The 13,256-nt window shown below is 65.3% G+C and carries 8 protein-coding genes and 1 pseudogene; 4 read left to right on the top strand and 5 right to left on the bottom strand.

Features of this window, described 5'->3' with window-relative positions:
* Positions 1–20 precede the first annotated feature (20 nt).
* Positions 21–612: pseudogene (locus M3O59_RS19925) on the top strand (type VI secretion system protein TssA); the annotation flags it as partial.
* Between the two features lie 205 nt (positions 613–817).
* On the opposite strand, the gene M3O59_RS19920 reads toward M3O59_RS19925, so the two are convergent.
* Complete coding sequence (locus M3O59_RS19920) at positions 818–1,099, bottom strand: DUF2782 domain-containing protein (RefSeq protein ID WP_064634861.1); 282 nt, start codon at positions 1,097–1,099, stop codon at positions 818–820.
* Positions 1,100–1,175: 76 nt separating this feature from the next.
* Here M3O59_RS19920 and polA point away from each other — a divergent pair, with 76 nt between their 5' ends.
* A complete protein-coding gene (polA, locus tag M3O59_RS19915; RefSeq protein WP_116904796.1) occupies positions 1,176–3,977 on the top strand; it encodes a DNA polymerase I in 2,802 nt (933 codons plus the stop codon).
* Positions 3,978–4,401: 424 nt separating this feature from the next.
* Here the strand turns inward: polA and hemF are convergent, their stop codons facing one another.
* From hemF to M3O59_RS19895, 4 genes are all read right to left on the bottom strand, one after another.
* Complete coding sequence (gene hemF / locus M3O59_RS19910; RefSeq protein ID WP_116904797.1) at positions 4,402–5,301, bottom strand: oxygen-dependent coproporphyrinogen oxidase; 900 nt, start codon at positions 5,299–5,301, stop codon at positions 4,402–4,404.
* A 669-nt stretch (positions 5,302–5,970) separates the two neighbouring features.
* Positions 5,971–6,531, bottom strand: coding sequence for a hypothetical protein (locus M3O59_RS19905; protein WP_116904799.1), 561 nt, complete (start codon positions 6,529–6,531; stop codon positions 5,971–5,973).
* Positions 6,528–7,367 (bottom strand): hypothetical protein, encoded by an 840-nt coding sequence (locus M3O59_RS19900; RefSeq protein ID WP_181920416.1) that lies wholly within the window; start codon positions 7,365–7,367, stop codon positions 6,528–6,530. Before M3O59_RS19900 ends, M3O59_RS19905 begins: the two co-directional genes overlap by 4 nt.
* Before the next feature lie 520 nt (positions 7,368–7,887).
* A complete protein-coding gene (locus M3O59_RS19895; protein WP_249047167.1) occupies positions 7,888–10,248 on the bottom strand; it encodes a S9 family peptidase in 2,361 nt (786 codons plus the stop codon).
* Between the two features lie 617 nt (positions 10,249–10,865).
* Here M3O59_RS19895 and M3O59_RS19890 point away from each other — a divergent pair.
* Both M3O59_RS19890 and M3O59_RS19885 read left to right on the top strand, forming a co-directional pair.
* Positions 10,866–12,209, top strand: a complete 1,344-nt coding sequence (locus M3O59_RS19890; protein WP_181920400.1) for an AMP-binding protein — start codon at positions 10,866–10,868, stop codon at positions 12,207–12,209.
* A gap of 35 nt (positions 12,210–12,244) precedes the next feature.
* Positions 12,245–13,255 (top strand): hypothetical protein, encoded by a 1,011-nt coding sequence (locus tag M3O59_RS19885; RefSeq protein ID WP_147308422.1) that lies wholly within the window; start codon positions 12,245–12,247, stop codon positions 13,253–13,255.
* Position 13,256 lies beyond the last annotated feature (1 nt).

Genomic DNA, 13,256 nt, shown 5'->3' with positions numbered 1-13,256 from the left:
TCAAAGCCTGGGATCAAACATCGCCGCGGCTGGGCCGTTTCAGCCTGCGCGATCTGCGCGTGGCCAATGGCAGCATAAAGTTGCCCGACGGCCAGAGCGGCCCCAGCCTCACCGAAATCGAAGCCTGCTGTCAGGACTGCGCTCCAGAGACACTGGCCGCCTCTGCTCAGGCGATCAGCGAGGCATGCAACGCATGCGCGCGCCATCGATGCGCTGCTGAGCGAGCGCGTCGGCACCGCTGCCCCGGACCTGCGCCCGCTGCTGACCGACCTGCGCGACCTGGAACGCTTCGTGCTGCCGCATTGGCAGGCGCGGCAGGGCATCGCAGCGGTGACCGAAGAAGGCGAGCAAGCTGCCGGCGAAGAGCCCGCGGCCACGCCAGCCACTGCCACGCGCCGCAACGGCGACATCGCCGGCCCGGACGATGTGAAACGGCGACTGGAAGAAATCTGCGCCTATTACGCCCGGCATGAACCCTCCAGCCCGGTGCCGATGCTGCTGCGTCGCGCGCAACGCCTGGTCGGCTGCGACTTCCTGGCGCTGATGAAGGAACTGGCCCCAGGCGGCATCGACGAACTGCAACGCGTCACCGGCCCGCTGGAAGACAGCTGAGCATTGCTTTCAGCCACGCCTGATTCTGCGGAGCAGCAGCAACGGCGTCGCAAGCCGCTGCTGTGCTAAGAAGTACTGAAACCGAAGTGCCATCGCACCCTGCAACGCCACCCAATGTCGACGTTACCGGCACCAGTGGCCAAACAGGCGCTGTGCTTACGCTCTACGATTCCCGATTCCCGATTCCCGATTCGGGAATCCCGAATCACCAGCTATACAACTGCCAATACACCTTGTTGACCTTGTCCTTCTCGGCATCGGTATGCCCGTCGTGGTCGCGGTCGTACAGGAAATAGGGCGCGCCGCGTGCCGGGGTCACCCGCACCATTTCCAGCTGGCCGTTGACGCGGTACTCGTCGACCTTGTCGCCGTTGCCCATGGTCTTGCTGGTGACATCCGCACCGGCCGGCACATCGCCGCCACCACCGCTGGTGGCACAGCCGCCGAGCAGCAGCAACGGCAGCAGCAAAAGACTTGCTCTCTTCATCGTCGTCATCCGTTTAGGTCGTCGGCCAGTATGCGCCGGCGCGGTGCGGCGTGGGTGTGCAGCGTAGAATTGGAGCATGAGCAGATTAGTCCTGATCGACGGGTCCAGTTACCTGTACCGCGCGTTCCACGCGCTTCCGCCGCTGACCAATGCCCAGGGCGAGCCCACCGGCGCCTTGTTCGGCGTGGTCAACATGCTGCGCGCCACCTTGAAGGAACGCCCCGCGTACGTCGCCTTTGTGGTGGATGCGCCGGGCAAGACGTTCCGGGATGACTTGTATGCCGACTACAAGGCAAACCGTCCCTCGATGCCGGACGATTTGCGCGCGCAGGTGCAACCCATGTGCGACATCGTGCATGCGCTGGGCATCGACATCCTGCGCATCGACGGGGTGGAAGCGGACGATGTGATCGGCACGCTGGCACTGCAAGCCGCCGCCGATGGCCTGAGCGTGACCATCTCCACCGGCGACAAGGACTTCGCCCAGCTGGTGCGCCCGGGTATCGAACTGGTCAACACCATGAGCGGCAGCCGCATGGATTCGGACGCGGCGGTGATCGCCAAGTTCGGCGTGCGGCCCAACCAGATCGTCGACCTGCTGGCGCTGATGGGCGACACCGTCGACAACGTGCCCGGCGTGGAAAAGTGCGGTCCCAAGACCGCCGCCAAATGGCTGGCCGAATACGATTCGCTCGACGGCGTCATCGCCAATGCCGACAAGATCAAGGGCAAGATCGGCGACAATCTGCGCGCCGCCCTGCCGCGGCTGCCGCTCAACCGCGAACTGGTCACCATCAAGACCGACGTGACCCTGGCCAGCGGCCCGCGCGCGCTGGACCTGCGCGAGCCCAACACCGAAACGCTGGCGGTGCTGTACGCCCGCTACGGCTTCACCCAGGCGCTGCGCGAGATGGGCGGCGCGCCGGCACAGGCCGGGCTGTCGTCCGAACCGATGGCGCTGGGCGCTGCCGCCGCCACGGCGCGCACCGAGCCGGGGCGCGCCCGCGGTACCGGCTTCGTGTCCGGCCCGGTCAGCGCCCCGGTGGAGGTGGACCCGGCGCTGTCGGCACCCGGCCAATACGAGACCATCCTGACCCAGCAACAGCTGGACAGCTGGATCGCCCGCCTGCGCGCCGCCGGCCAGTTCGCCTTCGATACCGAAACCGACAGCCTGGACCCGCTGCAGGCCGACCTGATCGGCCTGAGCGTGGCCGCCGAGCCCGGCCAGGCGGCCTATCTGCCGTTCGGCCACAATTTCCCCGGCGCCCCGGCCCAGCTCGAACGCGCCCAGGCGCTGGCGCAGCTGGCACCGCTGCTCACCGACCCTGGCGTGCGCAAGCTCGGCCAGCACGGCAAGTACGACCTGCACGTGATGCGCCGCCACGGCATCGCCCTGGCCGGCTATCACGACGACACCTTGCTGGAGAGCTTCGTGCTCAATTCCGGCAGCGCCCGCCACGACATGGACAGCCTGGCCAAGCGCTATCTCGGCTATGACACGGTCAAGTACGAAGACGTCTGCGGCAAGGGCGCCAAGCAGATCCCGTTCGCCCAGATCAGCCTGGAAGACGCCACCCGCTACGCCGCCGAAGATGCCGACATCACCCTGCGCCTGCACCAGGTGCTCGGCCCCAGGCTGGCCGCAGAACCTGGCCTGGCGCAGGTCTACCGCGAGATCGAGATGCCGCTGGTGGAAGTGCTGGCGCGCATCGAAGCCAACGGCGTGTGCGTGGACGCGGCCGAACTGCGTCGCCAGAGCGCGGACCTGTCCAAGCGCATGCTCGCCGCCCAGCAAAAAGCCACCGAGCTGGCCGGGCGCACCTTCAACCTGGATTCGCCCAAGCAGCTGCAGGCGCTGCTGTTCGACGAGCTCAAGCTCCCCGCGGTGGTCAAGACCCCCAAGGGCCAGCCCTCGACGAATGAAGAAGCGCTGGAAGCTATCGCCGACCAGCACGAGCTGCCGCGGGTGATCCTGGAATACCGCGGCCTGACCAAGCTGCGCAGCACCTACACCGACAAGCTGCCGGAGATGATCCACCCGCAGTCCGGGCGCGTGCACACCAGCTACCACCAGGCCGGCGCCGCCACCGGGCGGCTGTCTTCGTCCGACCCCAACCTGCAGAACATCCCGATCCGCACCGAAGACGGCCGCCGCATCCGCCGCGCCTTCGTCGCACCGCCCGGGCGCAAGCTGATCGCCTGTGACTACTCGCAGATAGAGCTGCGCATCATGGCCCACCTGTCCGGCGACCCCGGCCTGGTGGGTGCGTTCGAGTCCGGGGCCGACGTGCACCGCGCCACCGCGGCGGAAGTCTTCGGCCGCACCATCGACACCGTCAGCAATGACGAACGCCGCGCCGCCAAGGCGATCAATTTCGGCCTGATGTACGGCATGAGCGCATTTGGTCTTGCCCGCCAGCTCGGCATCGGGCGCGGCGAGGCGCAGGACTACATCGCGCTGTACTTCAGCCGCTACCCGGGCGTGCGCGACTTCATGGAAACCACCCGCCAGCAGGCCCGCGACAAGGGCTACGTGGAAACCGTGTTCGGCCGCCGGCTGTATCTGGACTTCATCAACGCCGGCAGCCAGGGGCAGCGCGCCGGCGCCGAGCGCGCCGCGATCAACGCGCCGATGCAGGGTACGGCGGCCGACATCATCAAGCGCGCCATGGTCAGCGTGGACGGCTGGATCGCCGACCATGCGCAGCGCGCGCTGATGATCCTGCAGGTGCACGATGAACTGGTGTTCGAGGCCGATGCCGATTTCGTCGACACGCTGCTGAGCGAAGTCACCACGCGCATGTCGGCCGCGGCCGAATTGCGCGTGCCGCTGGTGGTTGATTCGGGCGTTGGCGATAACTGGGACGAGGCGCACTGACGCAGCGAATGGCGCTGATATGCTGAATGCGCAGACCAGACATAATGCGTATCTGGGGAACGCCGATGGAATGAATAACCGCTAAATTCTACATTTTTTTAACAGTTATCTTCACGATCCATCAATGTGCAAAATGTTGTTATATCCCTCGACGGGCGCAACGCCTGTCGGCAGATCTCTCCCATCCCCTGGAGCAGATCTCGGAGCGGAAACTCCTCCCCAAGTTTCCGTTCCCTGGCCCCGCCGACCTCCCCCTGGTCTGCGGGGCTTTTTATTTTCCGGCTCGAAATTCTTGCAGCGCAACATAAGCCATTCATTCAATGGCGAATGCTGCAGCTGCGTTGGCAACCACAAATGTAAATGGGCGCGATTAACTCGCTCAATCAACACAGCGTTTCATTCAACGCGGTTTTAGTTGAGCGAGTCAGCCAAGCCAGTCACGTGGCACCAGATAGTCCAGCAGGCGCGCCTCGGCACTGCCAGCCGCTGCATTGAATCCATACTCCCAGCGCACCCGTGGCGGCAGGCTCATCAGGATGCTTTCGGCCCGCCCGCCGCTCTGCAGCCCGAACAGGGTGCCGCGGTCGTAGACCAGGTTGAACTCGACATAGCGGCCACGCCGGTACAGCTGGAACTCGCGTTCACGCTCGCCGTACGGCGTGTCCTTGCGGCGTTCGACGATTGGCAGGTACGCATCCAGGAAGCCGTCGCCCACCGCACGCTGGTAGGCGAAGTCGCGCTCGAAGTCCTGGCCAAGGTCGTCGAAGAACAGGCCGCCGACGCCGCGGGTCTCGTTACGGTGGCGCAGGAAGAAGTATTCATCGCACCAGCGCTTGTGCGCGGCATAGCGTTCCTCGCCGAACGGGGCGCACAGCGACTGCGCGGTCCGGTGCCAGTGCAGCACGTCTTCATCGACCGGGTAGAACGGGGTCAGGTCAAAGCCGCCGCCGAACCAGGCCGCCACCACCTCGCCATCGCGCTCGGCACGGAAATAGCGGACATTGGCATGGGTGGTGGGCACATGCGGGTTGTGCGGGTGGAACACCAGCGACACGCCGCAAGCGCGCCAGGTGGCGCCGGCCAACTCGGGCCGATGCGCGCTGGCCGACGGCGGCAGCCGTGTGCCGGAGACATCCGAAAAGCCAATGCCGGCCTGCTCGAAGACCGCGCCATCGCGCAGGATGCGGGTGCGGCCACCGCCGCCTTCCTCGCGCTTCCAGAGATCCTCGGCAAACCGCGCCTTGCCGTCGGCAGCTTCCACGGCGGCGCAAATCCGGTCCTGCAGGCCGGTCAGGTAATCGCGTACTCGGTCGAATTCGTTCATGTCCCAATTCTAAGCGGTGCATTGCACGTGGTGCGTTCAGGCAAATGCGCCCGTCTGTCGCAGGGCGATGCGGAAGGTGGATGCTTTGCTGAAGAGCTGAAGAGCTGAAGAGCTGAAGAGCTGCTGATCTTAGGTTTGGCTGCAGGGCCCTTGCCCGCCCACTATCGCAGGACACTCCGTGAATCCGTCCCTGGAGGCTCTGGCGCGGCATCCATGCCGCTCAAGGTCCCGCGATAGTGAGCGGGCAAGGACCAGTCGAGATGGTCGGTGTGCACAGGTTTCGACAAGCGATCAGAAACAGGCGACGGTGTGTCTTCGCTCTTCAACGAAACCATCAGCAAACGGTCTGCTGCGCTGATTCGTTCTTCAATGAAGGCACCAACCAACTGTCTGGTGCGGTGTCCTCACCGCGCAATCAACGACTTTGCGTTTGCTGCAGGGCCCTTGCCCGCCCACCATCGCAGGACACGCCGTGAATCCGTCCCTGGAGGCTCTGGCGCGGCATCCATGCCGCTCAAGGTCCCGCGACGGTGAGCGGACAAGGACCAGTCAAGATGGTCGGTGTGCAGAGTTTTCAATAAAACAGCCAAGCAACTGTCTGGTGAAGGCAACGCGCCCTCGATGCTGCGCGTTTGCTGCAGGGCCCTGCCTACGCCTAAGCCACTATCCCTAGGCAAATCCCGCGCGCACCGCAGGCGTGCACAGCCGCCATGCCACTGCTGCGTGTACGCAGCCGATTGCCACTGCGCCCAGGCCGGTGAGGACCAACGCCATCTGCCGGGTTGCCTGCAAACGTGCCTGCATCTGTGGCCATTCCGGGCTGTGCAGCACATCGGCGGGTAATAGCGTCTGCACGCCGTCGAACAACGGTCCGATCAATGCCAGCCCGCCGAAATTGAGCAGGCCGGTCACCAGCAGCACGATCACGAAACCGACCCTTGCCCATTCGCGCCGCTGCAGCAGCGCCCAGCTCAACCACGCGAAGGCGACCGACAGCACCACGCCGGCGACGGATAACGACAGTGCATGGTCGATCAGCCATTGCCAGGAGTGTGGCAGCGTGATGCCTTCGGGCAGTCCTAACGAGCCTGCATCCGGGGTCAGCGCGATCAGCGCGATCTGCACCAGATTGGCCAGCACGCTGACCACGCCCAGCAACAGCGAAACCCACGCCAACGGTGTGACGAAGCCGCCACGCTGCTGCGCCGATGCTGGCCGGACGGCGCTCATTGCAGCGATGCGATGTGGGCAGCCACCATCGCCTGCCCTGGCGGATCCAGCGCAGGTTGCAGTTGCGCGTACCACTCGGGCACTGCATCCGCAGGCAGGCATTGGCGCAACAGCGGCGTGCTGCGCTCAAGAAAGGCTTCGAGAAACGGCAGCCCGCGCACGTACAGGAAGTGGCTGTCGGTAATGGACATGCCAGCGTATGCCTCGCGCAGCCATTCCAGGTGCGGCAGCGCGTACGCCCCGTGGCCGGCGCGGGTGAGCGCGGTGAGGAAGCTGGTACGCGCGGTCGCCGGCGAGGTGGACCGCTCCTGCGCATTGAGATCGTCGAAGGTCAGCAGCCACTGCTCGCCCTGGGCGATCTCGTTGCACATCACCGAGGTGGTTGCCAGCTGCAGTGCGTTGTGTGCGCTGGGCTCCAGCGCGTACAGCGCCAGCCAGTGCGGGTAGGCTTCGCGATAGCGGTCCAGCGCGCTTAACGACAGCGCGCACAGGCGCTGCGCATCGGCACCAAGGTGGAGCTGCGCCTGCGCAGCGTTGTAGGCACCGACATGGTCGCCGCGCTGAAACGCGCTCAGCGCCGGCTGCAGGACGGGGTCGATCTCGGCCGTCGCCTGCGGCGCGTCTGCGGCAGCGACAGACGCTGCCGTCGGTTCCGTGCGCGGCGTGTTTGCCGCAGTGCTCTTGCGTCCAAACAAACGGTCCCACAGGCCCATCGCGTCTCCCTTCCCTGCGCCCTTGGTGAGTGGAAGCGGCATCATGCCGGCGGCGCACCGGTCATGCGGCGGACCGGTGAGCAGCACGCGTGCAGCGATGGCAACTTGCCGGTCCTGCGCCAAGCTTAGAGCCACTGGCGTAGCAACAGGTGAGTGCGAAGCAACCCAGACGCCGAGGTTGGTGTGCCTGCGCACGCGCCACGTCGTTGATCATGATCGCAACGTCGTCGCTGCCGATGGCCGGATCGGCAAGGTTCTGCGCGGTTGGTCAGGGCGGATCGTGACTGCGAGATGGCCTGACCCGGCATCTGCGTGCAATACGTGCAACACCCGAGCCGTGCGCGTGTCGTCCATCTCTATCCACGGGCGGCACGCGCAGTCTCGACGGGTTTGGAGCGTGTTATGCACTTTGAGAGGAGATGCGTTGGCCGCCAGCGGTACGGAGCGGGTGCTGCTGGCGCCAAGGCAAGCTGCGCGGCGCGCGCTCCGTGCCGCTGGCGGCCAATCCTCGGGAGAAGCGTCCTGTGGCGCGCCGATACCGCGTTGCGCGCCTTGCCCGGGCGGCTAGCCTGGGCCACAGCGCACGCCTTGTCTCGACGCCCCACAGGACGCTTCGCACTCACCTCAAAGTACAGAACACGCTCTAAGGCTTCACCTGCTCGTTGAACAGCTTGAGGATGCGCTTGTATTCGTCCAGCCACGAATCGGCACGCGTGAAGCCGTGGCGTTCCAGCGGATATGGCGCCACCTGCCAATTGTCCTTGTGCAGTTCCATCAGCTTCTGGGTCATGTCCACCGAGTCCTGGAAGAACACGTTGTCGTCGATCATGCCGTGCGCGATCAGCAGATGGTCGCGCAAGCCATCGGCGTAGTTGATCGGCGAGGAGGTCTTGTAGGCCTCCGGGTCGAGCTCGGGCGTGTTGAGGATGTTGGAGGTGTATTCGTGGTTGTACTGCATCCAGTCAGCGACCGGGCGCAGCGCCGCACCGGCCTTGAAGGTGCCGGGACTGCGGAACAGCGCCATGTAGGTCATGAAACCGCCGTACGAGCCGCCATAGATGCCGGCGCGTGCGCGATCGCCCTGTTTGGTGGCGACCAGCCAGTCCAGGCCGTCCAGATAATCTTCCAGCTCCGGGTGGCCCATGTTGCGGTAGATCGCGGTGCGCCAATCGCGGCCGTAGCCTTCGGAGGCGCGGTAGTCCAGATCCAGCACGATGTAGCCCTGCTGCACCAGCAGGTTGTGGAACATCTGCTCGCGGAAATACGGCGTGTAGCGCTCGGACACATTCTGCAGATACCCGGCGCCGTGCACGAACATCACGATCGGATACTGCTTGCCCGGCTCGGGCGTCTTAGGCCCGTAATACTTGCCCCAGACCGTGCCGGCGCCGTGTTTGGACGGTACCTGCACGTACTGTGGCGCAATCCACGGCTGCGCCTTGAATGCAGGTGTGCGGGTGTCGGTGAGCACGGTGGCCTGGCCACCGATGGCCGGCACCACGGCAAGTTGCGTCGGCAGATAGCTACCCGAGTAACTCACCAGCAACTGCTGCCCGTTCGGCGACAGGCTGAAGTCTTCCACGCCGTTCAACGCAGTGACTTCGGTGAGCTGATCGTTGCGCAGGTCGAGCTTGCAGACTTCGTAATCGCCCGGCCATTTCTGGTTGCACAGGAAGAACATGCCGCTGCCATCGGCGTTGGGCACCGGCCTCGACACTTCCCACTTGCCGCGCGTGCGCTGGCGCGGGTTGCCGTTGCCTTCCACGGTGTACAGCTGCGAATAGCCGGATTCTTCCGACAGCAGCCACAGCGTGCGGTTGTCCGGCAGCCAACCGAAATCGTTGAAGTCCCAGTTGATCCAGGCGCTATCGCTCAGGCGGTGACGCGGTTGCAGCATGGCGTTGTCCAGGTCCACGCTGGCGATCCAGCGGTCCTTGTTGTCCACCGCACGGATTTCCACCGCCACGTTGCGGCCATCGTCGCTCCAGTGCACCGCAGGGCCGCTGCCGTCGCCATCGCTTTCCACGCGCACCGCGCGGTTGCCCTTGAGTGCATCGCCCTTTGCCGCCTTGCGCAATGCGGCCAGCGGGTCGGTAGCGATGCCGGGGAGTGGATCGAACGACAGCGACTTGGCCGTGCCCGCACTGACATCCACCAGCAACAGTGCGTGCGCCACCGGTGCGTTGCGGCCAACGCGGGTGCGCGTTTCCTGGAATTCTTCGTAACCGGATTCGGTCACGTATCTGGGCATCTTGCCGGCCTGGCCTTCTTCGGCATTCCTGGCCTGGGTCACCACCAGCAGATGTCGACCGTTCGGCGACAACGCACTGTCGACGATCTCCACCTCATCGCCCAGATACACCGGTGCTGCCGCACGCGTGGCATCGGCGCGGCGCCAGGCGTCTTCCTGCATGCGCAGTGCGTCGCGTTGCTCGCGGTCGCGGCGCAAGGTGGCCAGCGTGGCCAGTTGCTGCTCGCGCAGCACATCGGCCTTGGGGGCGGCGTTGGGGTCGCGCTCGGCCTTGACCACCGCCACCTGCGCGGTGCCGCCATCGGCGCGCCAGTGGTACCAGTTGTTGCCCGCGCGCCAGATCGCACCGCCGTCGCTGGCGAACTGCGGACGCGATTCGGTCTCGTTGCTGCGGGTCAGCTGGGTCAGCGCACCGGAGCGCAGATCGCGCAGGAAAATGTCGCCGTTACGCGCGAACAGCATGCGCTGACGGGTTGCGTCGTAACTGGGGTTTGCCGCATCCAGGCCGGCGCGGGCGGTGTCGGCCACACGTGCGGCGGTGCCGCCGCCGGTGTTCTGGCGATAGGTGTCGCGCACCGGGCTGCCATCGCGCTTGAGCAGGTATTGCACCTGTTTGCCGTCCCATTGCCACCAGGCCTGGTCCACCGAGGGCCCGATCCAGTCCGGGTCGGCCATCGCCTGTTCGATGGTGAGCGGGGCGGCAGACTGCGCATGCGCAGTGGCGGCCAGCAGCAGAAGGGTCAACGGCAACAATCTGGGCATCGGGCACGGCTGGACGCAAAGGAGAGCGCGCAAGCCTAGCAGTTCGCCTCCACCGCGGGCTTGGGCCACAGGTCATGCGTGCCTGGCGACGTGCAGCGCAAGGCAGAACCACTCGTTCGAGCTGAGCGGGCGCAGGCATTCGTACGCTGCGCACGGCGCGGCCGCTGGTGACACAGACGTGCGCGGCATCAGGCAGGCGAGGTGCGACAGCGAAAGAATGAAGACACCAACGTCACTGTGACGGCGATGCCAAACGCACACGCGTGCTGCTGCAAGCACACAGGTGCAAGCACACAGGTGCAAGCACACAGGTGCAAGCGAGGAACGGCTTGCCGTAAAGCCTGAAACGCAACGCTTGCAGCGATTCAGCACGCTCGCCGTCCGCATTGGAAGAAAACCGGCACCGTGCAACCGCACGGGAAAGATCGTCAACAAGCGCGCTGGTGATTGCCCGCCCGCAGCGGCGCCTGCCGAACTGCCAATAGCGCTCGCCTGCGGCAACCCACGCCCCGTATCGATCGACCCTGCATGCCGCAGAAGGAACCTCCCGACTTGCCAGCAGCGCAGGTGGCGGCCAAGCTAACGCGCTTTTGCGACTGTCGGTTTCCATGTCCAGCCTGCCTGCTCCCGCTATTTCCCACCCGATGGCCGTTGGTGCGCCCGACCGGCCACTGGCCTGGCGCGCGGGGCAGTCGGTCGATCTGGCCACCTTCATTGCGCACGTGCACGGCCTGGCGCAGCAACTGCCCGAGGGCAGCCATGCGGTGAACCTGTGCGAGGACCGCTACCGTTTCATGGTGGCGTTCTACGCATGCGCGTTGCGCGGGCAGGTGTCACTGCTGCCGTCTTCGCGCGCACCGGCGGTGGTGGGCGAAGTGCAGGCGCGTCACGCCGATGCGTATTGCTTAGGGGATCTGGCACTGGAGCTGGCACCGCCACGGTATTGGCAGTTGCCGGCCGAGTTGCCGCAGGCCGCCGGCCCGATTCCGCAGCTGGCCGACGATGCGCTGGTGGCGATCGGGTTCACCTCCGGCAGCACCGGCAGCCCGCAACCCAATCCCAAGACCTGGGGCAGTTTCCTGACCAGCACGCGCCAGGATCTGGTTGCGCTGCAAAGCCTGTGGGCGCACACCGATGCAGTGCCGCACGTGGTTGCCACGGTGCCGCCGCAGCACATGTACGGCATGGAGCTGTCGGTGCTGCTGCCGATGGTGACCACGCTGGCGGTGCATGCCGGGCGACCGTTCTTCCCGGACGATGTGGCACGTGCGCTGGCCGATATTCCCGCACCGCGTGTGTTGGTGACCACGCCGGTGCACCTGCGCGCGTTGGTCGAATCCGGCGTGGCGCTGCCGCCGCTGGTCGGCATCGTGTCGGCCACCGCGCCGCTGGCGCAGGAGATCGCCGCTGCGGCCGAAGCGCGTTTTGGCGGTGAAGTACGCGAGATGTTCGGCTCCACCGAAACCTGCGTGTTCGCCGTGCGTCGCACTGCGCTGGAAGCGGCGTGGACGCCATTGCCCGGCGTGCGCCTGGAAACCCAGGCCGCCGGCACGCTGGTGCATGCGCCGCATCTGGCCACGCCCGTGCTGCTGGCCGACATGATGGACGTGGCCGACGACGGCCGTTTCCAGGTGCACGGTCGTCAGGCCGATTTGCTGGAAATTGCCGGCAAACGGGCATCGTTGGCCGACCTCACCCGGCGCCTGCTCGCCATCCCCGGCGTGCTCGACGGCACCATCGTGCAACTCGCCGCCGAGCCCGGTCAGGCGGTCGGCCGCATCGCCGCGCTGGTGGTGGCCCCCACCCTGGACGAAGCCCAGGTGCTGGCCGCCCTGCGCGTCAGCGTGGACCCGGTGTTCCTGCCGCGCCGCCTGCGCAAACTCCCCGCGCTGCCGCGCAACGAAACCGGCAAACTGCCGCGCGATGTGGTGCTGGGATTGCTCAACGGCTGAGCGATACTTAGCGGACATCAAGGAGCTGGCGTCACATGCGCAAGGGATTTGCAAACACGTTGCTGATGACTGCTACGGTTTTATTGGTGGTCCTGGCGATGTATCTGATATGGACGCGTCCGCCGCCTGCCGAGCGCGGTAGTGCTGTGGCACCAGTACCAGTCACGTCCATCGCCAGGCAGGCAGCGGAGCCTGGTGCGGTTGTCACGTCTGCTCCATTACCGCCTGTTGATACGCCCCTTCGTCAAGTGTTTGACGAGCTCAGTCGGCGAGCAAAAGCAGGTGATTCGGCCGCCGCGTGCAGGCTAGCAGCCGAGCTCGAACGGTGTGACGGAATCCAGGAGCGGCTGGCCGGCTATGACGACCAGGTATGGCGCTTACAACGCGCCGAAGAGAAAAATGATGTCGAAGTTGCTGACCGGGAAGGCCGAGCGGCGTGGAAGAGAATGCTGGACAGCATGGCCCCTGGAATAGTGCAGGCAGCAGAACGTTGTGATGGCGTTCGACAAGTCACTGCAGCAGAGCTGGTCGCGTTGTGGCGGCAGAGCGCGCTTGCCGGAAATTCCGGCGCCTTAGCGCATTACGTTGTGGGCAACGCATTCCGGCGGCGAGAGATGTTGGAGGTGCTGCCGGAATTGCAGCGCTATCGGAAAGAAGCAGAATCCCTGGCGCTTGAGGCATCTGCGCAAGGAGACTTACAAACATCGCTTGTACTTGCAGCGGCCTATTCGCCACGTCGTGATACTGGAGAGAAGCTTTTCCTCGCTCAAGTGGTCAAAACGGATTTGGCAAGTTCACTGGCGCTTTATCGGCGCGGCATTCAGTTGCTACCCGCAACGGCGACGCCACGGTCGCGTGAGATGATCGAGGCCAACTTGGCCTGGCTGCAGCGGCAAGCAACGCCAGCAGATCTAGCGAGAGCCGATGTGCTTGGCCAACAATGGGCGATGACCTGGGCTGCAAACCCACCCGCCGGCTTAGCCAAGGTGACAGTGAACGAAAACGGCACCGTCACTGCTATAGACCCTGCCCAATGCGCTCAATGAC

It is taken from the genome of Xanthomonas nasturtii (assembly GCF_023337365.3).
In the GTDB taxonomy this organism is placed as follows: domain Bacteria; phylum Pseudomonadota; class Gammaproteobacteria; order Xanthomonadales; family Xanthomonadaceae; genus Xanthomonas; species Xanthomonas nasturtii.
The sequence above is the reverse complement of the archived record's forward strand: the minus strand, read 5'-3'. Positions and strand labels throughout refer to the sequence as shown.

Bases quoted from the DNA above. Each gene is read 5' to 3' on its own strand.
- M3O59_RS19885 (WP_147308422.1), top strand. From the start codon at position 12,245: ATGCGCAAGGGATTTGCAAACACGTTGCTGATGACTGCTACGGTTTTA.
- polA (WP_116904796.1), top strand. From the start codon at position 1,176: ATGAGCAGATTAGTCCTGATCGACGGGTCCAGTTACCTGTACCGCGCG.
- M3O59_RS19920 (WP_064634861.1), bottom strand. From the start codon at position 1,099: ATGAAGAGAGCAAGTCTTTTGCTGCTGCCGTTGCTGCTGCTCGGCGGC.
- M3O59_RS19905 (WP_116904799.1), bottom strand. From the start codon at position 6,531: ATGAGCGCCGTCCGGCCAGCATCGGCGCAGCAGCGTGGCGGCTTCGTC.
- hemF (WP_116904797.1), bottom strand. From the start codon at position 5,301: ATGAACGAATTCGACCGAGTACGCGATTACCTGACCGGCCTGCAGGAC.
- M3O59_RS19890 (WP_181920400.1), top strand. From the start codon at position 10,866: ATGTCCAGCCTGCCTGCTCCCGCTATTTCCCACCCGATGGCCGTTGGT.